The organism is Streptomyces sp. NPDC005485 (assembly GCF_040606085.1).
GTDB lineage: Bacteria > Actinomycetota > Actinomycetes > Streptomycetales > Streptomycetaceae > Streptomyces.
This window is the reverse complement of the sequence record NZ_JBEXDZ010000135.1, coordinates 1-25,852: the sequence shown is the minus strand read 5'-3', so window position 1 is coordinate 25,852 and position 25,852 is coordinate 1. Positions and strand designations below refer to the sequence as shown.

Below are 25,852 nucleotides of genomic sequence, written 5' to 3'. Positions count from 1 at the left end.
CCCGGGGGGGCCCGGCCCCCCCCCCCCCCCCCCGGGGGCGGGGGCGGGGGCGGCGGCCCCGCGGGCGCCCCCCCCCCCCCCCCCGCACCGGGGGCGGGGGGGGCGGCGGGCGCCGGCACGGCGCCGCGCCCTGCCGGCGACCACTCGCACCGCACGCGCGCCGGCGGCCCGGTGCCGGTCACCATTGGCCGGCGGCCGCCTACCGCGGGGATCCCGGAGCGGGCCTGCGACGCCGGGCCGCTGGCCGGGTTCACCCCGGGGGCCGCGTGAGCACGCCCCGTCTGACCGAGCCCGTCGTACTGGGCCCGCGCACCGCCCCCAGCCGGGTGATGTTCGGGCCGCACGAGACCAACCTGGCCCACGGCAGGGCCCTGTCGCCGCGGCACGTCGCCTACTACGCGCGCCGCGCGGCCGGCGGCGCGGGCCTGATCGTCACCGAGACGGCGAGCGTGCACCCCGGCGACTGGCCCTACGAGCGGGCCCCGCTGGCCGAGGAGTGCGGGCCCGGCTGGGCGGCGACCGCGGCGGCCTGCGCGCCGCACGGGACGCTGGTGGTGGCCTCGCTGGGCCATGCAGGCTCCCAGGGCTCGTCCGCGTATCACCAGTCGGCGCTGTGGGCCCCCTCCCGGGTCGCCGACGTGGTGAGCCGGGAGATGCCCATGGAGATGGAGGAACCTGAACTGGCCGCGCTGCGTGCCGGGTTCGGGCAGGCGGCCGAACTGGCCGCGGACAGCGGGCTGGACGGGGTGGAGGTCGAGGCCGGCCAGCACAGCCTGCTGCGGCAGTTCCTGTCCGGGCTGACCAACCAGCGGCAGGACGCCTACGGCAGCGACCGGCTGCTGCTGGTGCGGGAGGTCCTCGCCGCCGTCCGTGCGGCGGTGGGCAGGGACCGGCTGCTGGGACTGCGGCTGTCCTGCGACGAGCTGGCGCCCTGGGCCGGCATCACCCCCCAGCACGCCGAGGACTTCGCCCGCGAGCTGGCCCCGCTGCTGGACTACCTGGTGGTGGTGCGCGGCTCGGCGATGTCCAGCTCCGCCACCCGCCCCGACTTCCACACCCCGCCCGGCTTCAACACCGACCTGTGCGCGGCGGTGCGCGCGGCGGTGGCCGGCACGGTGGCGGTGGTGCTGCAGGGCTCGGTGACCGGCCCCGGCCACGCCCAACAAGCGCTGGATGACGGCGTCGCCGACCTGGTGGAGATGACCCGCGCGCAGATCGCGGATGCGGAACTGGTGGCGCTGGTGCGCGCCGGCCATGGTGAGCGGGTGCGCCCGTGTGTGCTGTGCAACCAGAAGTGCCGGGTGCGTGACAACCGTAATCCGCTGCTGTCGTGCGCCGTTGACCCCCGCAGCGGCCACGAGAGCGAGGATGCGCCCGACGTTTCGCGCCTCACCACGGCCCCGAGGGCCGATGCCGGCGGTGACACGGTTTTGGTGGTGGGCGGCGGCCCCGCCGGGCTGGAGGCCGCGCGGGTGCTGGCCGGGCACGGGCGGCGCGTGGAACTGGTGGAAGGTCAGGAGCAGCTCGGCGGCATGCTGCGGGGGGTGGGCGAGCGCTGGGCGCCGCTGCTGGACTGGCTGGAGTCGGAGGTGCGGCGGCTGGGTGTCACCGTCCGCACGGCCACCACCGCCGGGCTGCGGGAGATGACGGGCCGCAGCGTGGTGCTGGCCACCGGCTCGCGCCCCGGCCCGCGCCGCTGCGACATCGAGGGCGGCACGGTCCTGGAGGCGGCCGAGGTCCTCGCGGGCCGCGCCGTGCTGCCCGAGGGTGCGGTGGTCGTCGACGACCCGGTGGGCGATGCGACCGGTGTCGCGCTCGCCGAACGGCTGGCCGCCCAGGGCCGGGAGGTCACACTGGTGACCCCCGATCAGGTGGCCGGCACGCAGCTGGCACTCACCGGCGACCTCGCCGACGCCCATGTGCGGCTGCAGCGCGCCGGGGTGCACCTGCTGCGGCGCTCGGTGCTGCGCGCCGCACTGGCGCACGCCGCCCTGGTGGAGGACGTGCTGAGCGGTGAGCAGCACAAGGTGGCGTGCGCGGTGGTGGTGCACTGCGGGCACCGGCTGCCCGACACGGCGCCGGTGGTCGACGGCGCGGTCCTGGCGGGCGACCGGGTGGCACCGCGCACCGTGCACGAGGCGCTGCTGGAGGGCAGGCGGGCGGCGCTGGCGCTGTGCGCTGTGCAGGGGGGCACAGTCTGATGAGCGCAGGAAGGCTGCTGTTCTCGCCGCTGCGGCTGGGAGCACTGACCCTGGCCAACCGGATCGTGTTCTCCGCCCATCTGACCAACTACGCCCAGGACGGTCTGCCCAGCGAGCAGCACGCCGCCTACTATGCGGCGCGGGCGGCCGGCGGCGCGGGCCTGATCATCACCGAGGAGCACTCCACCCACGCCACCGACTGGCCCTACGAGAAGCTGATCCACGGCTTTAGGCCGCAGGCGGTGGCCGGCTACCGGCGTATCACCGAGGCCGTGCACGCGCACGGCACCCCCATCCTCGCCCAGCTCAACCACAACGGCGGCCAGGCGTCCTCGATGTACTCCCGGCTGCCGGTGTGGGCGCCCTCGCCGGTGCCCGACCCGCTGTTTCGGGAGGTGCCCAAGGAGGTCACCACCACGGAGATCGCCGACATCGTCGCCGGGTACGCCGCGGTGGCCGGGCACTGCGCGCAGGGCGGCTTCGACGGGGTGGAGCTGCAGTGCTCGCACTCCTCGATCGTGCGCGGCTTCCTCTCCCCCGCCACCAACCTGCGCACCGACGCCTACGGCGGCCCGCTGCACCAGCGGGCACGGATCCTGCTGGAGATCATCGACGCGGTGCGTGAGGCGATCGGGCCCGGCCGGGTGCTGGGCGTGCGGCTGTGCGGCGACGAGCTGCTGGAGGGAGGCACCACCATCGAGGAGGCCGTCCGGACGGCCCGTCTGGTGGAGGCCACCGGCAAGGTCGACTACATCAACACCTCGATCGGTGTGGCGACTTCGACCCTGTACATGATCGAGGCGTCGATGTCGGTGCCGCCCGGCTACGCCCTGTTCGTCTCCAACGCCATCCGCAAGGCGGTACGGCTGCCGGTGATCGGCGTGGGCCGCATCAAGGACCCGGTGCAGGCCGAACGGGCCCTCGCGGAGGGGCACTGCGACCTGGTCGGCGTGGTGCGCGGACAGATCGCCGACCCCGACTTCGCCGCCAAGGCCCGCGCCGGGCACACCCCGCACATCCGCACCTGCCTCTCGTGCAACCAGGAGTGCGTCGGCCGGATGGGCCTCAACCGCTGGCTGGGCTGCATCGAAAACCCCCGCGCGGGCCGTGAGGCGATCGCGCTGCCCGCCCCCGGGCCCCGGCCGCGCCGGGTCCTGGTGGTGGGCGGCGGGCCGGCCGGACTGCAGGCGGCGGCGACGGCGGCGCAGCGCGGACACCAGGTGACCCTCTACGAGCGGGGCGCGGCCACCGGCGGCCAGGTGGCGACCGCCGCCACCGCGCCCAGCCGCGCCGAGTTCCTGGACGTCGTACGCAATCTGCTGGCCGAGTGCCTGCGCCATGGCGTGGAGATCCGCACCGGGGTGGAGGCCACCGCCCAGTCGCTGCGCGCCCAGCAGCCCGACGCCGTGGTGCTGGCCACCGGGGCCCGGCCGCAACCGCCGTACTGGGCGGGCGGGCTGGAGCGGATCGTGGACGTGCGGGACGTGCTGGAGGGGCGGGCCGCGCCGGCCGCGGGACAGCGGGTCCTGGTCGTCGACGAACTCGGCTTCCACCAGGCGACGTCGGTGGCCGAAGTGCTGGCCGACCGGGGCTGCCGGGTGCGCATCACCACCCCCGGGATGGTGGTCGGACAGGACCTGGGCATCACCCTCGACCTGGAGACGTACAGCGTGCGCGCCCACGCCAAGGGCATCGAACACGCCACCGACCAGGTGGTGACGGGGGCCCGGCCGGGCCCCGGAAAAGACGGGGACGGGGACGGGGACGTGGAGCTGGACATCCTCACGCACACCACGGGCAGCATCGCGCAGGAGCGCTACGACTGGGTGGTGTGCGCCGCTCAGCAGGCGCCCGAGGACGCCCTGTGGCAGGCCCTCAAGGACGCCCCGTTCGTGGTGCGGCGGGCGGGCGACTGCCTCGCCCCGCGCCGCGCGCACGCCGCGGTCATCGAGGGCCATCGGGCGGGGGCGGCGCTGTGAGCGCCGGCGTGCGGCTTCCCGCCCGCCTCGCCGTCCTGGTGGTGCGTGAGGGGGTGTTGCCGCTGGGCGCCGACGAGGTGGTCGCCGAGGCGGACGGGGCGGTGCTGGTCGCCGGCTCGCACGCCCGGGCGGCAGCGCAGCAGCTGGTGTCGGCGCGGCGGGTGTGGAGTGCCGAGACGGGTGTCGGCCCTGCCGCGCTGGCCGCGGCCCTCGCGCCGCTGCTCACCCCGGTGCACACGCTGGTGCTGCCCGCCTCGCCCGACGGCCGCGACCTGGCACCGCGGCTGGCGGCCGCGCTCGGCCGTCCGCTGCTGGCCGGCGCGGTGGAAGTCCTGCCCCACGGCGCCGACGTGCTGCGCCTGGGCGGCAGCGCGCTGGTCGAACTCACCGTGGACGGAGCGTTCGTGGCCACCCTGGAGCCCGGGGTGCGCGGCGCGACGCCCGTGCCCGGCGCACCGCAGATCACCGAACTCGCCCTGCCCTACGAAGGGGACCGGCTGGTGCACGGCCCGGTCCGCGACACCTCCGCGGACGCCGGCGACCTGGCGGGCGCCCGCCGGCTGCTGGGCGCGGGCGGCGGCCTCGGCGGGCCGCAGGCCGTGGCCCTGCTCACCGAGGCCGGCGCCGCACTGGGCATGGCGGTGGGCGCCACCCGGGTGGTCACCGACGCGGGCTGGCTGGAGTACGCCCGCCAGATCGGCACCACCGGCGTCAGCGTCGACCCCGACCTGTACGTCGCCTTCGGCGTGGCCGGCGCCCCGCACCACACCGGCGGGCTCGGCGCGCCCCGCCATGTGGTGAGCGTGAACACCGACCCGTACTGCCCGATGACCGCCATGGCCGACCTCGGCATCGTGGCCGACGCGCCGGCCGTACTCGCCGCGCTGGTGCGGCGGTTGCAAAGCGGCGCGGCCGGCGGGGAGGTGCGCGATGCCGCCTGAGAACAGCGAAACGCCCGCCTTCGACGTGGTCGTCGTCGGCGCGGGCCCGGCCGGATCGGCCGCCGCTCTGGAGGCCGCGCGGGCCGGGATGTCGGTGGCGCTGCTGGAGCGCGGCCCCTATCCGGGCGCCAAGAACGTGTACGGCGGTGTGGTCTACGGCCGCATCCTGGACGAGCTGGTGCCCCACTGGTGGGAACACATGCCCGTGCAGCGCTGGGTGACCCGGCGCTCCACCATGATGCTCACCGACACCCAGGCCCTGAGTGTCGACTTCCGCACCGAGGACTGGGGCCGGCCCCCCTACAACGGTGCCACCGCCCTGCGCTGCGACCTCGACGGCTGGCTCGCCTCCCTCGCCCAGCAGGCCGGCGCCGTCCTGGTGCCCGCCACCACCGCCACCGGGCTGCTGCGCGACAGCGCGGGCCGGGTGTGCGGGGTGCGCACCGACCGGCCCGACGGCGAGATCAGCGCCCGCGTCGTCATCGCCTGCGACGGCGTCAACTCGTTCCTGGCCAAAGAGGCGGGACTGTTCAAGAAGGTGACGGGCAAACAGGCCGAGCACACCTCGCTGGGCGTGAAGGAAACCCTCGCACTGCCCCGCGAGGTGATCGAGGAACGCTTCGGGCTCAGCGGGCAGCACGGCCAGGACATCGAGGTCCTCGGCTGCACCGGCGCCATCCCCGGCGGCGGGTTCCTCTACACCAACCTGGAATCCGTCAGCGTGGGCGTGGTGCTGTCGCTGACCGGCCTGGCCGCATCGCGCACCCGGCCCGAGGCGGTGCTCGCCGGCCTCAAGCAGCACCCGGCGATCGCCCCGCTGCTGCGCGGCGGCGAACTCAAGGAGTACTCCGCCCACCTGATCCCCGAGGGCGGCTACGACACCATGCCGCAACTGGCCGGCGACGGCATCCTGGTGGCCGGGGACGCCGCCGCGATGTGCCTGGCCGCCGGGGTCTGGCTCGAGGGCGTCAACTACGCGCTGGGCGCGGGCATGTACGCCGGCCGGGCCGCCGCCGCGGCCGTCACCGCCGGCGACACCTCCCGTGCGGGGCTGGCCGGCTACCGCAGGCTGCTGGAGGACTCCTTCGTCCTGGCCGACCACCGCAGACTGCGCCGGGTACCGGGACTCGTCTTCTCCGACCGGGTGCAGCACGCCTATGCGGGACTGCTGTGCGACGTGGCCCAGGGGTTCTTCACGGTCGACAACCCGCGCCCCAAACCGGGCCTGCGCCGGCTGCTGCGGGACGCGGCCCGCGGGCACGGGGTACGGGCGCGCCATCTGCTGTCCGACGCGTTGAGCGGAGCGAGGTCCTTCCGGTGAGCCAGACAAGCAGCGACGGCGCCCTGCCGGGCGTCTCCTTCGAGGACCGGATGGCCACGGTCGACTTCCGTGTCGCCGAGCGGGCGCACATCACCCTGGACACCGACGTGTGCCGCTCCTGCGAGGTCCGCACCTGCGTGCACGCCTGCCCCGCCGACCTGTTCGTGCCCACCGGCGACGGCGGGATCCTCTTCAACTACGAGCAGTGCTTCGAGTGCGGCACCTGCTACCAGGTCTGCGACTCCCCCGGCGCCCTCACCTGGACCTACCCCGAGGGCGGCCACGGCGTCGCCTTCCGGCAGGGGTGAGCGCCGTGCTGGTGGCCGCCGCACTGCGCTGGGCGGACCCCCGCGCCCGGGCGCACCCGCTGACCGGCGCGAGCGAACCCGCACCGTACGCGGCCGGCGCGGCAGCGGCGGACGGGTGCGCCCTGGAGCACGCCCTGCAACTCGCCGAAGCGTTCGGCGCGCGCTGCGTGGCGGTGACCGTGGGCCCGGCCGGCGCCGAGGAGATGCTGCGCGACGCGCTCGCCGCCGGCGCCGATGCGGTGCTGCGCATCGAGGGAGACGACGGCGACGAGGCCGCCACCGCGCACACCCTGCTGGCCGGCCTGGCGGCCGCCGGGCACCCGGTACCGGATCTGTGGGTGTGCGGGGCCCGCTCGGTGGACCGGGGCACCGGCGCGACACCGGGACACCTGGCGGCCCGGCAGGGCGTGGTGCAGGCGCTGGGACTGCTGGAGCTGACCGCGGCGCCCGCCCCGGCGGCCGAGGAGGGTGACGGCGGGGCGGCGGGCCTGCGGCTGCGGGCGGTGCGGCGGCTGGACGGCGGACGTGCGGAGGAACTGCAAGTGCCGTTGCCGGCGGTGTGCTCCGTGGAGGCGGGGACGCTACGGCCGCGCCGGGCATCCCTGGCCGCGGCCCTTGCCGCACGCCGGGCGGAGATACCGGTGGTGCGCGTGAGCGCCCCGGCAGGCGACGCTGCGGGAGCGGTGCGCGCGGGCCGGGTGCGCCCCTACCGGCCGCGCGCCAAGGCACTGCCCGCCCCCGAGGGCAGTACCCGGCAGCGGCTGCTCACCCTCACCGGCGCCCTCACCCCGCCCCGTACCCCGCCCCGCCTGGTCACTCCCTCCTCCCCCGAGGAGGCCGCCGACCTCCTGCTCGCGCATCTGCGCGAGCACGGCGTGCAGGGATAAGCCGGCCCGCCCGGCACCCGGCTCCACCGACCGCACCGAGGAAGGCCCTGCCAGCATGGACACCGCACCCCCCACCCCTGCGCGCGGCGCGGCGGCCGGGCGGCGCACCGCCGTGGTCACCGGGGCGGCGCGCGGCATCGGTGCGGCCGTGGTGGAAAGGCTGGCCGGGGACGGCTGGCAGGTGGTGGCCGTCGACGTGTGCCGCGACTTGCCGGGGGTCGGCTACCCACTGGGCACCGAGAAGGAACTCCAAGCCCTCGCCAAGCGGTGGCCGGACACGGTGGTGCCGGTGGTCGCCGACGTACGCGACCAGGCGGCGCTCCAGGACGCGGTCGAGGTGGCACACCGCCGCTTCGGCGCGCTGGACGCCGCGGTGGCCGCGGCCGCGGTGATGGCCGGAGGGCGGCCGCTGTGGCAGAGCACCGACGAGGAGTGGGACGCCCTGTTCGAGATCGGGGTGCGCGGGGTGGCCAACCTGGCCCGGGCCGCCGTGCCCCGGCTGCTCGCCCGCCGCGAGCCGCGCTCGGGCCGCTTCGTCGCCCTCGCCTCGGCGGCCGCCCACCACGGCCTGTGGCACCTGGCCGGCTACAACGCGGCCAAGCATGCGGTGGTGGGGCTGATCCGGGGCCTGGCCACCGACCTGCGGGGCACCGGCGTCACCGCCACCGCCGTCTCCCCCGGCTCCACCCGCACCCCGATGCTGCAGGCCAGCGCCGACCTCTACGATCTGCCGGACACTGCCGAGTTCGCCCGCCACCATCTGCTGGGACGCCTGCTGGAACCGCAGGAGGTGGCGGCCGCGGTGTGCTGGCTGTGCGGCGAGGAGGCCTCCGCCCTCACCGGCACGGTGGTCCACGCGGACGGGGGGTTCACCCCGTGACACCGCCCACCGGCCCCGCGCACCGGCAGCCGCAATCCGACCAGATGCGTGAACACCGGGGCGCAGGCCCTTCGCACGCCGCCGCGTGGGCCTGTGCCGGTGCCCGGGGCCGGCAGGGCCGCAGCCGGCTTCGCCCCGGCGGCGCACCGGATGTGCCTGCCCTGCCCTGGAGTCCGTTTCCTCCCCGGCCGCAGGGCCGGGGTATCCCCGGAGGAACCCGATGAGTGCCACGGTCCCCGAGAACACCGCGAGCCAGGCGGGCGCCCCCCGCTCCCCCCAGTTGTTCTTGACCCCCGACCCTTCCCTGGGCCGGCTGTCCGGCGGGCGGACCCTGCTGGGCGGCTCCCCCTACCGGGTGCTGCGGCTGACCGAGGCCGGCGCGCGGCTGGTGGAGGGCTGGCTGGAGGGCCAGGCGGTGGCCGAGCGGCCGGGGCAGCGGCGGCTGGCCGAGCAGCTGATCAACGCCGGGATGGCCCATCCGCGCTACGCGGCGGGCCCGTTCACCGCGGCCGACGTCACCGCGGTGGTCCCGGTCCGTGATCACCCGGAGGTGAGCGGGTCGCTCGGGTCGCTGGCCCAGCTTGCCGCCGTCGTGGTGGTGGACGACGGGTCCGCCGTGCCGCTGCCCGGCGCGGCTCTGCGTCATCCGGCCCCGCGCGGTCCGGCCGCCGCCCGCAACAGCGGCTGGCGGCTGGCCGGCACCGAGCTGGTGGCATTCCTGGACGCGGATGTGGCGGTCCAACCGGGCTGGCTCGAGGCGCTGTTGCCGCACTTCGCGGATCCCCAGGTGGCCGCGGTGGCGCCGCGGGTGCGCAGCCGGGCGGGCACCAGCGTGCTGGAGCGCTACGAGCAGGAACGCTCGCCGCTCGACCTGGGCCCGCTGCCCTGCGTGGTCCGCCCGGGCAGCAGGGTGAGTTACGTACCCACGGCCGCCCTGGTCGTGCGTGTCTCGGCTCTGCGGGAGCTGGGCGGCTTCGACGAGACGCTGCGCTACGGCGAGGACGTCGACCTGGTCTGGCGGCTGGCCGGCCAGGGGTCGCTGGTGCGCTACGAGCCAGCGTCCGAGGTGCGGCACGCGCCCCGTTCACGCTGGTCGGCGTGGGCGCGTCAGCGCTTCGACTACGGCACCTCGGCCGCGCCGCTGGCGCTGCGGCACGGCACGGCGGCGGCGCCGCTGCGGGTGTCCCCGTGGACGCTGGCGTGCTGGGCGGCCGTTGCCGCCGGCCGGCCGGCCGCTGCCGCCGGCACCGCCCTGATCACCGCGTCGCTGCTGCCGCGCAAGCTGCACCCGGTGGGGGTGCCCGCCCAGGAGGCGGTGGCGCTGGCGCTGCGCGGTCACTGGGGGGCGGGGCGGATGTTCGCGGACGCCGTCACCCGGTCGTGGTGGCCAGTGGCGGTGCCCGCCCTCGCCGCCTCCCGCAACGGACGCCTCCTGCTGGCCGCCGCCTGGGGCCGCCACCTCGCCGACTGGCACACCCAGCGGCCCCCGCTCGCCCTGCCGCAGTGGTTTGCGGCGCGCGTCGGCGACGACCTCGCCTACGGCGCCGGCGTGTGGTGGGGCGCCCTGCGTCACCGCACCCTGGCCCCGCTGCGCCCGGACACCTCCGACTGGCCGGGCCGGGACGGGGTGCGGCGGCTGTGAGCCCTCCCCCTGGAGCAGAGGGGCCGCTCAGGCGGGCGGTCCGCCCGGCGCACGGTCCGCTCTTACGCCCTCCACGCCGACCGGGCCCAAACCAGCCCGGTCCTCGCACCCCCCTCGTGCGGGCGGTCTCTCGCCCGAAGGGCCGGGGCGTTCTCGGAGGTTCCCGGTGAGCGGCGGGGACGGGCCGCGCAGGGTGCGCAGGCTGGGCGAGTTGACGTGGCCCGAGGTGGCGGCGCTGGCCGGGCAGAGTGTGCTGGTGGTGCCGGTGGGCTCGACCGAGCAGCACGGGCCGCATCTGCCGTTCACCGTGGACACGGAGATCGCGCAGGCGCTGGCGGAGCGGCTGGCGGCGGCGCAGGAGTGGGTGGTGCTCGCCCCGCCGGTGCACTACGGCTCCAGCGGCGAGCATGCGGGCTTTCCCGGCACGCTGTCGATCGGCCGGGCGGCCACCGAGCTGCTGCTGACCGAACTGGGCCGCTCGGCCGACGCGTTCGCCGCGGTCGCCTTCGTCTCGGGGCACGGCGGCAACGCCGTGCCCGTGCGGCGTGCGGTGGCGCGGCTGCGCGACGAAGGGCGCCGCGCGCACTTCTGGGAGCCCGCCGGGGACGGCGGCGACAGCCACGCGGGCCGCGCGGAAACCTCCGCGATGCTGGCGCTGCGGCCCGCCGCGGTGCACCAGGAGCGGGCCGCAGCGGGTGAGACCCGGCCGCTGCCGGCCCTCCTGCCACAGCTGCGACGCGGCGGACTGCGGGCGGTGACCGCCAACGGGGTGCTCGGTGATCCGCGCGGCGCGGGGGCCGGTGGCGGCCGGGAGCTGCTCGACTCCTGGGCTGCGAGCCTGCTGACGGCCAGCGAGGCGTGGCGACCACCGGCGCCGGGTCACTGAACCGGCAGGGCCGGCGGGCTTCCCGTCATCTGCGGTACCGCGGCGGGGGCGGGGGTGACGCCCCCGCAGCACTCGGTGACCCCCCGGCCGGCCCCGGGCATGAACTACTCGACACCTGGGCCGCGAGCCTGCTGACGGCCAGCGAGGCGTGGCGACCACCAGCGCCGGGTCACTGAACCGGCAGGGCCGGCGGGCTTCCCGTCATCTGCGGTACCGCGGCGGGCAGGGACCGCCCACGCAGTGCTCGGTGACCCACGCGGCGCGGAAGCCGGCGCCGGGTCACTGATCCTGCTGGGCCTGGCGGGCTTCTCGTCGTCTGCGGCGCATCAGTGCCTCGATGCCGTCCAGGGCGCAGTGCAGGGAGAAACCGAACTCCGCTTCCTCGCCGTCGGAGTTGTCGAAGACGCCTGCTTCCATGGCCGCGTTGATGGCGGGGAAGCGGTCCGCGTCCGCCAGTTTCTCGATGAGCCGGCGGTAGTCCAGCATCGATGCGGCGCCGTCGGCCCCGGTTTTCGAGAAGGCCTCGTAGGTCTGGGCGAGCTGGGCCTCGTTGCGGACCAGGCCGGCCAGCATCAGGATCGTGGACATCTTCTGCGCCTCGGTCAGACCGGTGCGCTGCAGGAAGCACAGTCCCTGTTCGGCCCATGCGATCTGGTGGGGTGTCGCGGGCGGCCCGCTGATGGGGATGCGCACCACCCAGCTGTGCCGGCGCAGCACGGCCAGGTAGGAGTGGCTCCAGTGCTCCAGCCCGGCCCGCCAGTGCGGTTTCGCGTCCGGGTGGGGGACGGGCGGGCCGAAGGCGGCGTCCACCATCAGCGGCAGCAGCTCGTCCTTGGCGGAGACGTACCGGTAGAGGGACATCGTCGAGGAGTTGAGTTCCTTGGCGATACGGCTCATGGAAATGGCGCCGATTCCTTCGCGGTCCGCGAGGCGTACGGCGGTGTCCACGATCCGTCCCAGGCTCAGGACCCGCTTGGGGCCCTTGTGGGAGGGCTCTCGCAGGCCCCACGCCACCTCGATGCTCGCCGGGAGGCCCACGACACTGTCGCTACCCATATGCGCCCGCCCTCTGTTGGCTGTGTCGACGAACCGTCACCACAATCTAGCCCAGCGGCCCGGCACACACACGTACTGCGTGCGCCACACACTATTTAGCGTTCACCGTACGCAGTACTTGGTGTCCGGGTCAACCACGCCCCGGAAGGGACGGGGAAACAGGCACGGGCCTGCCGGCCGGCGAGCACCCGGGGGTGTTCGCCGGCCGAAGGCCCGTGCCTGCCGGCGGGGTTCGGCCGGTGGGTCAGTACCCCTGCGGCCGGGTGTGGTCGGCCACCATCGCGACCGGCGCCGGGGTGCCGGCGTCGGCCGGCCAGGAGGCGGGTGTCTGCCGTGCGACCACGGTCGACTCCGACTCCTCCTCGGTCTGCGGGTTGTTGGGCACCTTGCGCAGGGCCACGGTCACGAACAGCATGCCGAGGATGACCACGGCGCCGGCCACCACCGCCGCCAGGTTGAGGCCGTGGGTGAAGGCGTCGCGGGCCACGTGCAAAACGCTGCGGCCGCTTTCGCCGGGCAGCTTCTGCGCCGCGACGATCGCGCCGCCCAGGGTGTCGGGCGCGGTGCTGTAGGCGTCCTTGGGCAGGCCGCTGGGCAGCTTGTCCTTGACGTCGTTGCCGTAGACGTAGGCGCCGACGCTGCCGAGCAGGGCCATGCCGAGCGAACCGCCGAGCAGCGAACCCGTCTCGAGCACCGCGGTGCCCGAACCGGCCTCCTCCTCACTGACGTTGGCGACCAGCATGTCCGTGCACTGGCCCAGGACCGAGACCAGACCGCCGGCCTGCAGGCTCATCGCCACCAGCATCAGCCACAGCGGCGAGCCCGCGTCGAGCTGCGTCATGATCGCGAAGCCGCCCAGCGCCATTGCGAAGCAGCCCGCGGTGACCGAGGAGCGCCGCACGCCCTTCTCCAGGAAGGCGACGGTGGTCGGCTGGATGACGGCGACCCCCACCGACGGCACCAGGCTCCACAGCGCCGCGTTCAGCGGGGTGCGGTCCTGCACCGACTGCAGGTACTGCGCGGTGAAGACGGTGAAGCCGATCAGCGCGAAGGAGCCGATGAGCTTGGTGATCACCGCGCCGCTGACGGCACGGCGCTTGAGCAGGGCCATGTCCAGCATCGGGTGGTCGGAGGCACGCTGGCGGATCGCGAAGGCGATCAGGCTGGCCACACCGACGCCGATGCAGGCCAGCCGCAGCGAGTCGGCGCCGTTGGCCGCGATCTCCTTGATGCCGTAGATGAGCGGGAACAGACCGACGATGGTGAGCAGCGATCCCAGTACGTCGAACTTGCCGACCCGCGAGACCTTGGACTCCGGCAGCAGCATCGGTGCCGAGATCAGCAGCATCACCATGAACGGCACGTTGATCAGGAAGATCGAGCCCCACCAGAAGTGGGCCAGGAGCAGACCGCTGAGCACCGGGCCGGCGGTCACCCCCATGCCGAGCGTGCCGACGAAGATGGCGACGGCCTTGGTGCGCTCCTTCGGGTCGCGGAACATCACCCGCAGCAGCGCCATCGCCGTGGGTTCGAGGGTCGCGCCGCCGACCGCCTGGAAGATGCGGGCGAAGATGAGCATCTCGGAGCTCTGGCTGTAGGCCGCGATGATCGAGCCGATGCCGAAGATGAGCGCGCCCACCATCAGCAGCTTGCGACGGCCGATCCGGTCACCGATGGAGCCCATCGTGATGTAGAGGCTCGCCAGCACGAAGCTGTAGGCGTCGAACATCCACAGCTGCTCGGTGGCGGTGGGCGAGAGCTGTTCGGTGATGTTCGGAACGGCGAAGTACACCACCGACATGTCCATCGACACGAGCAGCAGGGCCAGCATGAGTACACCTAGTGCGGTCCACTCCTTCCGGCCTGCCTTGCGAGTGACTTCAGGCATGTTCGATGCCTCCCGTGATCGGATCGAGCTTTTTACTGCGTGCGGCGCACGCGGTATTGTGTAGACCATACGCAGAAAGTGGAGGGAGGGTCAATCGGATAGGGAGCGATGCGGAGTTGCCGGCAGGGCGGCGGTGTGCGACGGGCCGTCAGGAGGGCGGGAGGTGGTCGGTCCCACGCCGTCCCGGACGGCAGTTCTGTGGCTGGCCCTTCCCCTGGAAGTCCCTCCGCCGGGCGTGACGCAGGGCCTTATCCGAAACCATAGCCGCGCCGCGTCACGGCCGAAGGAGGGTAATTCCGCGGCTCAAGCGGAAGTCGAGAAGCACTCCGATCACTGCCCCTTCCGGATGGCCAAAAAGGGCCGTTTCGAAGACCGCGGAAGCGTCCCGAAGTCACCGCCCCCGAGGGCGTCTTGGCAGTTCAGAACGGGCCCGGGGCGCCCTGTCGCGGGCCGCGGCCCAGGACCCGGCCGCCTGCCCGGCACGCCACCACCGGCACCATCCGGCGATTTGACGTACGGCTTCTCGCCATACCCGAAACACTGCGGAGCCCACCGGAATTCAAGTCAGGCTCCAGCGAAATTCAAGCGACTCTCCAGCGGAATTACCGCCGCCTCGGTGAAAGGGCCGAGCAGGGCCCGTCACAGGCTCTTGAGGTACTCCGTCATGACCTCGTGAAAGGCCTCCGGCTCCTCCAGGTGCGGCAGGTGGCTGGAGTCCTCGAAGACCACCCAGCGCGCGTCGGGGATCCGCTCCGCGTAGGGGCGCACCGTCTTGGGGGTGGCCTCGTCGTGGCGGCCGGACAGGACCAGGGTCGGCACGGCGATGTCCGCCAGGCGGTCCTCCACGCCCCAGTCCTTCAGGGTTCCGACGACGTGGAACTCACTGGGGCCGTTCATGGCGTAGTACACCGTCGGGTCGTTGTAGACCTCGTAGAACGAGGCCCGGTACTCGCGCGGCCACGGCTTGAGGCGGCAGACGTGCTTCTCGTAGAAGGGCGTCATCGCCCCGTAGTACTCCTCGCTGTCCGTCGTGCCGGCCGCCTCGTGGCGCAGCAGCATCTCGTTGACGCCGGGCGGCAGCTGGGCGCGCAGCACCGCCATCTCCTCCAGCCACAGCGGGTAGGAGGCGGGCGAGTTGGCGATGACCAGGCCGCGCAGGCCGGCCGGGCGGGCGGCGGCGTGCTCGGCCACCAGCAGACCGCCCCAGGACTGGCCGAACAGTACGTAGTCGTCGGCGATGCCGAGGGAGGTCAGCAGGTTGTCGAGCTCGGCGAGGAACAGCTCGACGGTCCAGAAGTCCGCGCCGCGGCCCGGCAGATGGGTGGAACCGCCGTTGCCGATCTGGTCGTAGTGCACGATGGCCCGGCCCTCCTCGGCCAGCCGGGCCAGCGGCAGCAGATAGTCGTGCGTGGAGCCCGGGCCGCCGTGCACCACCACGACCGGCGCGAGGCCCGAGCCGAGGTCGCCGGTGACGCGGTACCAGGTCTTGTGCTCGCCGAACGGAACGGTTCCCTTGGCGCTCGGGGCCGGTGTCATGGATCCTCACTTCTTCACCTGTATGGGCTGTGGAACTGCCTGCGCCGCCCCCTTGCCGCCACCGCCACCGCCACCGCCTGCGCCTGCGCCTGCGCTGCCGGAGGGCAACGCAGGCGGAACAAGCAGAACGAGCGGAACAGACAGGGCAGGCAGGGCAGACGGGCGGGCGGGAGGGACGACCGCAGGGGCTAGAGCGCCCCGGAGAGCCACTCCTGCACGCTCCGCGCGGTCTGCCCGGCCGCTTCCTCCACGATGGTGAAGTGGTCGCTGGGCACGGAGCGGTAGGTGTGCCCGGGATGCCAGGGCCGGGCCTTCCAGGAGTCGTCGACGGCGCCACCGGCAACACCGGCGCCGGCGTCGGCATCGGCGTCGGCGTCGGCGTCGGCGAGGAAGCTGCGCTCGGCGCCCAGGAACAGCACCGGGGTGTCGACGGCGTCCAGCGGGATCAGCGGCAGCAGGTCGAAGTAGGCGCGCATGGCGGACAGGCCCGCCGCGTCGAACAGACCGTACTGCGAGTCGCGTTCCACCAGCGCGGCGGACATCTGCTCGAACACCTGGGCCTGCATGCCGCCGCCCTTCTCCTGCGTCACCACGTACGTGTCCACCAGGACCACGCCCGCCGCCGGCGTGCCCAGTTCACGCTCCAGGCGGCCCGCGGTGGCGTAGGCGAGGAGCCCTCCGGCGGAGTAGCCGAACAGCACGAACGGCTCCCCCTCCGCCGCCTCCAGCACGGCGTGGGACAAGGCCGAGGTGAGCGCGTCGACGGAGGCGGGCAGGTTCTCGCCGCGCTCGAATCCGGGCGAGGGCAGGCTGCTGACGGGGCGTATGTCCCGGAAGTGCGAGGCCAGCCGGGCGTGCTGGTGGGTGCCTCCGGTTGCCATGGGTGTGCCGAGGCAGATCAGCCGCGGCCGGGCCGGGCCGTCGGCCAGCCGCACCGGGCGCAGCGGAGCGGCGAGGTCACGGTGGCTGTCGAAGGTCGGGCGCAGATCGGCGACCGCGCGCAGCAGAGAGAACGCCTGGGTCGTGCGGCCGGCCAGCACGCTCTGGCGGAAGAGGCCCGTCACGGTGTCCTCGTCGGCCTCGACAGCCCGGGCGCCGGAGGCGTCCGAGGCCGGGGCCGATCCATCGAACCGCTCCAGCACCTCGACGAGTTCACGGGCCAGCCCCGCAGGGGTCTTGCTGTCGAACACGGCCATCGGCGGCAGGTCGATGCCGAGGACGCCGTTGAGGGCGCCGCGCAGTTCCATGGCGCTGAGCGAGTCCACGCCCGCTTCCAGAAAGTCCCGCTCGGCCGCGATGGCGTCCACCGAGGCGTGCCCCAGGACGCGGGCGGTGTGCTCCATCACCAGCGTCAGCAGCGCCTTCTCCCGCTCGGCCGGCTCCAGGGCGGCGAGTTGCCCGCGCAGCACCGAGGAGTCCGCCCTGACCCGGCCGCTACGACGCCTGGTGACACGGACCAGTCCCCGGTACAGGGCGGGCAGGTCCTCGCCTGCCGAACGCAGCGCCTTGAGGTCGAGACGGATGGGAACCAGAGCGGGGGCCGGGAGGGTGCTTGCGGTGTCGAAGAGTTCCAGGCCCTGTTCGGGGGTGAGGGCGTGCACGCCCGTGCTGCTCATCCGGTCGAGGTCGGCCTGACTGAGCTCCCCGGCCATACCGCCACCCCACAGACCCCAGGCCAGGGACTGTGCGGGCAGACCGGCCGCCTTGCGGTGGGTGGCAAGCGCGTCCAGGAAGGCGTTGGCGGCCGCATAGTTGCCCTGGCCCGGGTTGCCGAAGGTTCCGGCCGCGGAGGAGAACAGCACGAACGCGCTCAGGTTCTTGTCGGCGGTCAGGTCGTGCAGGTTGATCGCCGCGTCCACCTTCGGACGCAGCACCCTGTCCACCCGCTCCGGAGTGAGAGAGGCGATCACACCGTCGTCCAACACGCCGGCGACGTGGACCACCGCGGACAGGTCCACATCCTGGAGCAGGACAGCGAGTGCGTCGCGGTCGGCCGCATCGCAGGCCGCCACCCGCACCTCCGCGCCCAGCGCGGTCAGCTCGGCCGTCAACTCCGCCATCCCCGGCGCCTGTTCACCCCGACGGCTGGTCAACAACAGGCTCCGCACCCCATACGCGGTCACCAGATGCCGCGCGAACAACCCGCCCAGCGTGCCACTCGCACCCGTCAGCAGGACCGTGCCCTCGGCCGTGAACACCGGAGCGTCCTCGTTCACCGTGGCGGGCGTACGGGCCAGCCGGGCACCGTAGACGGCCGTGCCGCGCACGACGACCTGCGGCTCACCGGTCGCCAACGCGAGGGCGACGGCGTCATCGACGCTGCCTTCGTCCGCGTCCACCAGGAAGATACGGCCCGGGTCCTCCGACTGGGCCGAGCGGACCAGACCCCATACCGCGGCGCCGGCCAGGTCGGTGACATCCTCCCCCGCCAGCGCCACCGCACCCCGGGTGAGGAACACCAACGGGCCCTCGGCGGACTGCAGTTCGGACAGTGCGTGGCGTACCGCGGACCGTACCGCTTCGGCGTCCGTGCCGGGGGTGGTGTGCAGGACGTTCACGTCGGCGGGTGCCGTGCCGTTCGCGGCGGCCAGGGGGACCCAGTCCAGCTGGAAGAGTGACTCGTTGAGCGCCGCTTGTCCGGACGCCGACTGGCCGGCGGAGATCTCCCGCAGGGCGAGCGTCTCGACGGTGGCCACCGGGCGGCCCTCCTCGTCGGCGACCCGAAGGGACACGCCGTCGGTGCCGGCGGGCGAGAGCCGGAGCCGTACCCGCTCGGCGCCCGAGGCATGGAAGGACACGCCGGTCCACGCGAACGGCAGCCGCGCGGAGCGGTCATCGCCGCCGCTGTCACGCAGCGCGATGGCGTGCAGGCAGGCATCCAGCAGTGCCGGGTGCACCGCGAAGCCCTCGACGCTCGTCTCCTCCGGCAGCGCGATCTCGGCATAGACGTCCTCGCCCGACCGCCAGGCGGCCGTCAGGCCCTGGAAGACCGGCCCGTACTCCAGACCGGCTTCCGCGAGCCCCTCGTACAGGCCCTCGACGTCCACCGGCTCGGCACCGGCCGGCGGCCACTGCGCCAGGTCGAAGGAGGGCTCGAGCGGGGTGGCGGACAGGGATCCGGTGGCGTGCAGGGTCCACTGGACGTCGTCGGTGTCCTGCGTACGGGTGTACAGCCGCACCGCCCGGCGCGTTCCGGACTCGTCCGGCTCGTCGACGACGACGTGCACGATGACGCCACCGCTCTCCGCCAGCACCAGCGGCGCCTGCAACGTCAGCTCCTCCAGCCGGTCGCAGCCGACCTCGTCGCCGGCGGCCAGCGCCAGTTCGACCAGGCCGGTGCCGGGGAAGAGGACGGTGCCGCCGACCGCGTGGTCGGCCAGCCAGGGCTGCGACGAGACCGACAGGCGGCCCGTCAGTACCACGCCGTCGCCGTCGGCCATGCGCACGGCCGCGCCGAGCAGTGTGTGCCCGGCCGGCTCCAGGCCGGCTTCCGAGACTCCGCCGCCCATTTCGGCGGCGACCCATGACTCGGCCAGGTAGTCCAGGGTGTGGAACCAGTAACGCTGGCGCTGGAAGGCGTACGTCGGCAGGTCGACGCGGCGTGCTCCGGTGCCGGTGTAGAACGCGGTCCAGTCAACAGCCCCGCCCCGTACGGCGATCCGGCCCAGTGCGGACACCGTCTCGCGGGTTTCCTCGCGCTCGCGGCGCAGGGTGGGCACGAAGGCCGCGTCCTCGGCGGACTGCCGGCCCATCGCCGTGAGCACCGCATCCGGACCCAGCTCGACGAACGTACCCACACCCGCCGACTCCAACGCCCTTACGGCATCGGCGAAACGGACCGCCTCACGGACATGACGGACCCAGTACTCCGGGTCCCCCAACTCCTCGCCGACGAGGGCGCCGGTGAGGGTGGACACGATCGGGATGGAAGGCTCGCTGTACGTCAATTCCTGTGCGACGGCACGGAAGTCGGCGAGCATCGGCTCCATCAGCGGGGAGTGGAAGGCGTGGGAGACCTTCAGACGGGTGGTCTTACGGCCCTCCGCCTCGAAGTGCGCCTTGATCCGCAAAGCTTCCGCCTCGACGCCGGAGACCACCACTGCGGTGGGTCCGTTGACGGCGGCAATGCCCACGCCGTCGGCCAGCAGCGGACGCACCTCGTCCTCGGTGGCCTGCAGGGCGACCATCGCGCCGCCCTCCGGCAGCGCCTGCATCAACCGGCCCCGCGCCACGACAAGTTTCGCCGCATCCGCCAGGGACAGCACCCCGGACACATGCGCGGCGGCGAACTCACCGATGGAGTGCCCGGCCAGGTAGTCGGGCTTGATCCCCCACGATTCGAGGAGCCGGTACAGCGCCACCTCCAGCGCGAACAACGCCGGCTGGGTGAACTCCGTACGGCTCAGCCGCCCGGCATCCTCACCCCACATCACCTCGCGCAGCGGCGCATCGATCTCAGCCAGTACGGCGTCGAAGGCGTCGGCGAACACCGGGAACGCGGCGTGCAGTTCACGGCCCATCCCGATGCGCTGCGCGCCCTGACCGGTGAACAGGAAGGCGGTACGTCCGGTGCCGCGCACGCTGTCCTGCACCACACCCGCGGCAGGTGCGCCCTGCGCCAGCCCGGACAGGCCCGCCAGCAGCTCTTCGCGGTTCGCGCCCATCACGGCCGCTCGGAAGTCCAGTGCGGTGCGGGTGCTGGTGAGGGAGTGGGCGATGTCGAGGGGGCGCAGGTCGGGGTGGGATTCGAGGTGGGTCTTCAGGCGTTCGGCCTGGCCCTGGAGGGCCTGTTCCGTCTTGCCGGTGAGGAGGAGAGGGACGACGGGCAGGGCGCGCCGGCCGGTCGTGGGCTCATCGGGGTCGGGGTTGGGGGCTTGTTCGAGGATGACGTGGGCGTTGGTGCCGCTGATGCCGAAGGAGGACACCCCCGCGCGGCGCGGGCGGCCGGTCTCCGGCCAGGGCCGGGACTCCGTCAGCAGCCGCACATTGCCCTCGGACCAGTCCACCTGATGCGTGGGCTCGTCCACGTGCAGCGTCGGCGGCAGCACCCCGTGCCGGATCGCCTCGACCATCTTGATGATGCCCGACACCCCGGCCGCAGCCTGCGTGTGGCCCATGTTCGACTTGATGGACCCCAACCACAACGGCTGGCCCTCGGGCCGGTCCTTGCCATACGTCGCCAGGAGAGCCTGCGCCTCGATCGGGTCGCCGAGGGTGGTGCCCGTGCCGTGCGCCTCGACCGCGTCGACGTGGTCGGGGGCGAGCTGGGCACCGGCGAGGGCCTGGCGGATGACACGGACCTGGGCGGGACCGTTGGGCGCCGTCAGACCGTTGCTGGCGCCGTCCTGGTTGACGGCGATGCCGCGGACGACGGCGAGGACGGGGTGGCCGTTGGCGCGGGCGTCGGAGAGGCGTTCCACCAGCAGCATGCCGGCGCCCTCGCCCCAGGCGGTGCCGTCCGCCGCTGCGGCGAAGGACTTGCAGCGCCCGCTGTGGGACAGGCCGCGCTGGCGGCTGAACTCGACGAAGGTCTCCGGCGTTGCCATCACGCAGACGCCGCCGACCAGGGCGAGGGTGCAGTCGCCCGAACGCAGGGCGTGCACGGCGGAGTTGAGGGCGACGAGGGACGAGGAGCAGGCGGTGTCCATCGTCACCGACGGCCCTTCGAGGCCGAGGGCGTAGGAGATGCGGCCCGAGGCGATGGAGCCGGTGTTCGCGTTGGCGGCGTAGTCGTGGTACATCATTCCGGCGAAGACGCCGGTGGCCGAGCCCTTCAGCGCGGCCGGGTCGATGCCGGCGCGCTCGATCGCCTCCCAGGAGGTCTCCAGCAGCAGCCGCTGCTGTGGGTCCATGAGGAGCGCCTCGTTCGGTGAGATGCCGAAGAGGGAGGGGTCGAAGTCGGCGGCGTCGTGCAGGAAGCCGCCCTCACGGACGTAGGTCGTGTTGGGGCGCTGGGCCTCGGGGTCGAAGAGCTGGTCGGCGTCCCAGCCCCGGTCGGTGGGGAATTCCGTGACCGCGTCCACCCCGTCGGCGACCAGCCGCCACAGGTCTTCCGGGCTCTCCACCCCTCCGGGGTAGCGGCAGCTCATGCCGATGATGGCGACGGGTTCGCGGAGGGTGGCGGTGAGCTTCTTGTTCTGGGCGCGCAGCCGCTCGCTCTCCTTCAGCGCCGACCGGAGCGCGTCGACGATCTTGTTCTGGTCAGAGCCGGCCATTACACATCTCCCGTTTCCCCGCCGCTGAGCGCCAGGCTGATGAGGCTTTCGGCATCCATGTCGTCGATCGAGCCCTCCCAGGCCTCTTCGGCCTCGTCCGGTTCGGTCCGTGCGTCGCTGACGCCGCCGAGTTCGAGCAGGGCGTCCAGCAGACCCGCGTCGCGCAGCCTGCCCAGCGAAATGGTCTGCAGGACCGCTCGGATCTCGGCCTCGCCCGACCCCTCAGCGTTGCCGTGGCCATTCGAGTCCGGGACGAGCTCCGCTCGTATGTGGGTGGTGAGCGACCTGGCGTTGGGGTAGTCGAAGACCAGCGTGGGCGGCAGGCGCAGTCCGCTGAGGCCGTTGAGCAGGTTGCGGAACTCCACGGCGCTGAGCGAGTCGAAGCCCAGCTCGCTGAAGGCCCGGTCGGGGTCGACGGCATCCGCGCCCGCGTGGCCGAGGATCGTTGCCGCGTTCGTACGGACGGTGTCCAGCAGCAGGGCTTCCTGCTCTTCCGGGGAGAGGCCGGTGAGCTGTTGCTTGAGTGCGTTGGCCGCGGCCTGGCCGCCGCCCGCCGAGGCGGTGCGCCGGGCCGGGGTTCGTACGAGTCCCTTGAACAGGGCGGGCAGGTTCTCGCCTGCCGAGCGCAGGGCCTTGAGGTCGAGACGGATGGGAACCAGAGCCGGAGCGGGAAGGGTGCTTGCGGTGTCGAAGAGTTCCAGGCCCTGTTCGGGGGTGAGGGCGTGCACGCCGGTGCTGCTCATCCGGTCGAGGTCGGCCTGACCCAGCTCACCGGCCATGCCACCGCCCCACAGACCCCAGGCCAGCGACTGTGCGGGCAGCCCGGCCGCCTTGCGGTGGGTGGCGAGGGCGTCCAGGAAGGCGTTGGCGGCCGCATAGTTGCCCTGGCCCGGGTTGCCGAAGGTTCCGGCCGCGGAGGAGAACAGCACGAACGCGCTCAGGTTCTTGTCGGCGGTCAGGTCGTGCAGGTTGATGGCCGCGTCCACCTTCGGGCGCAGTACCGTGTCCACCCGCTCCGGAGTGAGAGAGGCGATCACACCGTCGTCCAGGACGCCGGCGACGTGGACCACCGCGGACAGGTCCACATCCTGAAGCAGGGCCGCCAGTGCTTCGCGGTCGGCGGCATCGCAGGCCGCCACCGACACCTCGGCGCCCAAGGCGGTCAACTCGGCCCTCAACTCCGCCATCCCCGGGGCCTGTTCACCCCGACGGCTGGTCAGCAGCAGGCTCCGCACCCCATACGCGGTCACCAGATGCCGCGCGAACAACCCGCCCAGCGTGCCACTCGCACCCGTCAGCAGGACCGTGCCCTCGGCCGTGAACACCGGAGCGTCCCCGTTCACCGTGGCGGGCGTACGGGCCAGCCGGGCACCGTAGACGGCCGTACCGCGCACGACGACCTGCGGCTCACCGGTCGCCAGCGCGAGGGCGACGGCGTCTTCCTCGCCGGCCTCGTCGGTGTCGACCAGCACGAAGCGGTCGGGCGTCTCGGACTGGGCCGAGCGGACCAGACCCCATACGGCGGCGCCGGCCAGGTCGGTGACATCCTCCCCCGCCAGCGCCACCGCACCCCGGGTGAGGAACACCAACGGGCCCTCGGCGGACTGCAGTTCGGACAGTGCGTGGCGCACGGACGCCCGTACCGTCTCGGCATCCGACCCCGGGGCCGGGCGCAGCACGGTGACCTCTGCGGGAACCGGTCCGCTCCGCGCCCCCGGCATCGCCACCCAGTCCAGCTGGAACAGCGACTCGTGGAATGCGGATCCCGCCGCCGCCAGTTGCTCGGCGGAGATCTCCCGCAGGACGAGACTCTCCACGCTCGCCACCGGACGGCCCGCGCCGTCGGCGACGGTGAGCGCGACCGTCTCTCCCTTGAAGGTGAGCTTCAGCCGTACCCGGGTGGCACCCGAGGCATGGAAGGACACGCCGGTCCACGCGAACGGCAGCCGCGCGGAGCGGTCATCGCCGCCCTCACGCAGTCCGATGGCGTGCAGGCACGCATCCAGCAGCGCCGGGTGCATCCCGAACTTGTCGACGGCCGTGTCCTCGGGCAGGGCCACCTCGGCGTAGATCTCCTCGCCGGAGCGCCAGGCGGCTGTCAGGCCCTGGAAGACCGGCCCGTACTCCAGACCGGCCTGCGCCAGCCCCTCGTACAGGCCCTCGACGTCCACCGGCTCGGCACCGGCCGGCGGCCACTGCGCCAGGTCGAAGGAGGGCTGCGGTGCCGCCCCGGCGAGCAGGCCCACGGCGTGGCGCACCCACGGTTCGTCGTCCGCTTCCGGGCGCGAGTGGATGCCGACCGTCCGGGCGCCCGTGTCTCCGGGAGCTCCTACGGATACCTGGACCTGGAGCGCGCCGTGCTCGGGCAGCACCAGCGGCGCCTCCAGCGTGAGTTCCTCCAGCAGGTCGCAGCCGACCTCGTCGCCGGCGGCCAGCGCCAGTTCGACCAGGCCGGTGCCGGGGAAGAGAACGGTGCCGCCGACCGCGTGGTCGGCCAGCCAGGGCTGTGCGGATGTGGACAGTCGGCCGGTCAGCACCACGCCGTCGGTGTCGGCCAGTGTCACGGCGGCGCCGAGCAGCGCGTGCCCCGAGGATCCGATGCCCATCTCCGACAGGGCGCTGCCGGTCTCGACGACGCTCTCCAGCCAGTACGTGCTGCGCTGGAAGGCGTAAGTCGGCAGGTCGTCGAGCGCTCGGACTCCGGTGCCGGCGTAGAACGCCGCCCAGTCGGGCGTGAGTCCGACGACGTGCAGCCGGGCCACGGTGCCCAGAAGTGTGGGCACTTCGGCCCGGTCCTTGCGCAGGGCGGCCGTCAGTACCGCCGAGTCCGACTCGACGGACTGCTGCGCCATCGCGGTCAGCACACCATCGGGACCCAGCTCCAGGAACCGGGTGACTCCCTCCGACTCCAGCACCGTCACCGCATCGGCGAAGCGGACCGCTTCACGGACGTGGCGGACCCAGTACTCGGGATCACCCAACTCCTCGCCGACGAGGGCGCCGGTGAGGGTGGAGACGATCGGGATGGAGGGCTCGCTGTACGTCAGCTCCTGTGCGACGGCACGGAAGTCGGCGAGCATCGGCTCCATCAGCGGGGAGTGGAAGGCGTGAGACACCTTCAGACGGGTGGTCTTACGGCCCTCCGCCTCAAAGTGCGCCTTGATCCGCAAAGCTTCCGCCTCCACACCGGAGACCACCACTGCAGTGGGCCCGTTGACGGCGGCAATGCCCACGCCGTCGGCCAGCAGCGGACGCACCTCGTCCTCGGTCGCCTGCAGGGCGACCATCGCACCGCCCTCCGGCAGGGCCTGCATCAACCGGCCCCGCGCGGTCACGAGTTTCGCCGCATCCGCCAGGGACAGCACCCCGGACACATGCGCGGCAGCGAACTCACCGATCGAATGCCCGGCCAGATAGTCCGGCCTGATCCCCCACGACTCCAGGAGCCGGTACAGCGCCACCTCCAGCGCGAACAACGCCGGCTGGGTGAACTCCGTACGGCTCAGCCGCCCGGCATCCTCCCCCCACACGACCTCGCGCAGCGGCACATCGATCTCAGCCAGCACGGCATCGAAAGCGTCGGCGAACACCGGGAACGCGGCGTGCAGTTCACGGCCCATCCCGATGCGCTGCGCGCCCTGCCCGGTGAACAGGAAGGCTGTACGTCCGGTGCCGCGCACGCTGCCCTGCACCACTCCCGCGGCCGGCCTGCCCTCGACGAACGCGGTGAGGGCCGCCAGCAGCTCTTCCCGGTTCGAGCCCATCACGGCTGCCCGGAAGTCCAGCGCGGTGCGGCGGGTGGCAAGGGAGTAGGCGATGTCCTGCGGGCGCAGGGCGGGGTCGGTGTCGGTGTCGGTGTCGGCGTATGTGTGCAGGCGTTCGGCCTGGGTCCGCAGGGCTTCGGGGGTTTTGCCGGACAGGGTCCACAGGACCGTGTCGGGAGCCGTGCCCTCGTCTGCGGGCCGTTCCTCTGTCGGGGCTTGTTCGATGATGACGTGGGCGTTGGTGCCGCTGATTCCGAAGGAGGACACCCCCGCGCGGCGCGGGCGGCCGGTCTCCGGCCAGGGCCGGGACTCCGTCAGCAGCCGCACATTGCCCTCGGACCAGTCCAC

General features: G+C 73.4%; 14 protein-coding genes. 9 read left to right on the top strand and 5 right to left on the bottom strand.

Annotation, left to right across the window (positions count from 1 at the left end; genetic code table 11):
• Window positions 1-266: 266 nt before the first annotated feature.
• From ABZS97_RS33430 to mftE, 9 genes are all read left to right on the top strand, one after another.
• A complete protein-coding gene (locus ABZS97_RS33430; RefSeq protein ID WP_356143896.1) occupies window positions 267-2,201 on the top strand; it encodes a mycofactocin system FadH/OYE family oxidoreductase 1 in 1,935 nt (644 codons plus the stop codon).
• Window positions 2,201-4,180 (top strand): mycofactocin system FadH/OYE family oxidoreductase 2, encoded by a 1,980-nt coding sequence (locus tag ABZS97_RS33425; RefSeq protein WP_356143894.1) that lies wholly within the window; start codon window positions 2,201-2,203, stop codon window positions 4,178-4,180. Before ABZS97_RS33430 ends, ABZS97_RS33425 begins: the two co-directional genes overlap by 1 nt.
• On the top strand, window positions 4,177-5,121 hold the full coding sequence (locus tag ABZS97_RS33420; protein ID WP_356143892.1) for a mycofactocin-associated electron transfer flavoprotein alpha subunit: 945 nt from the start codon (window positions 4,177-4,179) through the stop codon (window positions 5,119-5,121). The genes ABZS97_RS33425 and ABZS97_RS33420 overlap by 4 nt, the downstream gene beginning before the upstream one ends.
• The gene (locus tag ABZS97_RS33415; protein ID WP_356143890.1) at window positions 5,111-6,442 is read left to right on the top strand and encodes an FAD-dependent oxidoreductase; all 1,332 of its coding nucleotides are present in this window, start codon (window positions 5,111-5,113) and stop codon (window positions 6,440-6,442) included. The genes ABZS97_RS33420 and ABZS97_RS33415 overlap by 11 nt, the downstream gene beginning before the upstream one ends.
• On the top strand, window positions 6,439-6,750 hold the full coding sequence (locus ABZS97_RS33410; RefSeq protein WP_356143888.1) for a 4Fe-4S dicluster domain-containing protein: 312 nt from the start codon (window positions 6,439-6,441) through the stop codon (window positions 6,748-6,750). The genes ABZS97_RS33415 and ABZS97_RS33410 overlap by 4 nt, the downstream gene beginning before the upstream one ends.
• Complete coding sequence (locus ABZS97_RS33405) at window positions 6,747-7,637, top strand: mycofactocin-associated electron transfer flavoprotein beta subunit (RefSeq protein ID WP_356143886.1); 891 nt, start codon at window positions 6,747-6,749, stop codon at window positions 7,635-7,637. The genes ABZS97_RS33410 and ABZS97_RS33405 overlap by 4 nt, the downstream gene beginning before the upstream one ends.
• 55 nt (window positions 7,638-7,692) lie before the next feature.
• Window positions 7,693-8,517 (top strand): mycofactocin-coupled SDR family oxidoreductase, encoded by an 825-nt coding sequence (locus tag ABZS97_RS33400; RefSeq protein ID WP_356143884.1) that lies wholly within the window; start codon window positions 7,693-7,695, stop codon window positions 8,515-8,517.
• 220 nt (window positions 8,518-8,737) lie between these two features.
• Complete coding sequence (gene mftF / locus ABZS97_RS33395) at window positions 8,738-10,159, top strand: mycofactocin biosynthesis glycosyltransferase MftF (protein ID WP_356143882.1); 1,422 nt, start codon at window positions 8,738-8,740, stop codon at window positions 10,157-10,159.
• A gap of 166 nt (window positions 10,160-10,325) precedes the next feature.
• Window positions 10,326-11,045 carry a mycofactocin biosynthesis peptidyl-dipeptidase MftE gene (mftE, locus tag ABZS97_RS33390; protein WP_356143881.1) on the top strand — a complete coding sequence of 240 codons (720 nt, stop codon included), beginning with the start codon at window positions 10,326-10,328 and terminating at the stop codon, window positions 11,043-11,045.
• Window positions 11,046-11,324: 279 nt separating this feature from the next.
• Here mftE and ABZS97_RS33385 read toward each other — a convergent pair whose 3' ends face one another.
• The 5 genes from ABZS97_RS33385 to ABZS97_RS33365 form a co-directional block, all read right to left on the bottom strand.
• Entirely contained in the window at window positions 11,325-12,101 is a 777-nt protein-coding gene (locus tag ABZS97_RS33385) for a TetR/AcrR family transcriptional regulator (RefSeq protein WP_356143879.1), read from the bottom strand.
• 244 nt (window positions 12,102-12,345) lie between these two features.
• Entirely contained in the window at window positions 12,346-13,989 is a 1,644-nt protein-coding gene (locus tag ABZS97_RS33380) for an MFS transporter (RefSeq protein WP_356143877.1), read from the bottom strand.
• Window positions 13,990-14,628: 639 nt separating this feature from the next.
• Entirely contained in the window at window positions 14,629-15,525 is an 897-nt protein-coding gene (locus ABZS97_RS33375; protein WP_356143875.1) for a proline iminopeptidase-family hydrolase, read from the bottom strand.
• 188 nt (window positions 15,526-15,713) lie between these two features.
• Window positions 15,714-21,740 carry a type I polyketide synthase gene (locus tag ABZS97_RS33370; RefSeq protein ID WP_356143873.1) on the bottom strand — a complete coding sequence of 2,009 codons (6,027 nt, stop codon included), beginning with the start codon at window positions 21,738-21,740 and terminating at the stop codon, window positions 15,714-15,716.
• A partial coding sequence (locus ABZS97_RS33365; protein WP_356143871.1) for a type I polyketide synthase occupies window positions 21,740-25,852 on the bottom strand: 4,113 nt, incomplete at its 5' end. The genes ABZS97_RS33365 and ABZS97_RS33370, both read right to left, overlap by 1 nt.

Coding starts and splice junctions, on each gene's coding strand:
- ABZS97_RS33425 (WP_356143894.1), top strand. CDS start 2,201: ATGAGCGCAGGAAGGCTGCTGTTCTCGCCGCTGCGGCTGGGAGCACTG.
- ABZS97_RS33415 (WP_356143890.1), top strand. CDS start 5,111: ATGCCGCCTGAGAACAGCGAAACGCCCGCCTTCGACGTGGTCGTCGTC.
- ABZS97_RS33400 (WP_356143884.1), top strand. CDS start 7,693: ATGGACACCGCACCCCCCACCCCTGCGCGCGGCGCGGCGGCCGGGCGG.
- mftF (WP_356143882.1), top strand. CDS start 8,738: ATGAGTGCCACGGTCCCCGAGAACACCGCGAGCCAGGCGGGCGCCCCC.
- ABZS97_RS33385 (WP_356143879.1), bottom strand. CDS start 12,101: ATGGGTAGCGACAGTGTCGTGGGCCTCCCGGCGAGCATCGAGGTGGCG.
- ABZS97_RS33380 (WP_356143877.1), bottom strand. CDS start 13,989: ATGCCTGAAGTCACTCGCAAGGCAGGCCGGAAGGAGTGGACCGCACTA.
- ABZS97_RS33375 (WP_356143875.1), bottom strand. CDS start 15,525: ATGACACCGGCCCCGAGCGCCAAGGGAACCGTTCCGTTCGGCGAGCAC.
- ABZS97_RS33370 (WP_356143873.1), bottom strand. CDS start 21,740: ATGGCCGGCTCTGACCAGAACAAGATCGTCGACGCGCTCCGGTCGGCG.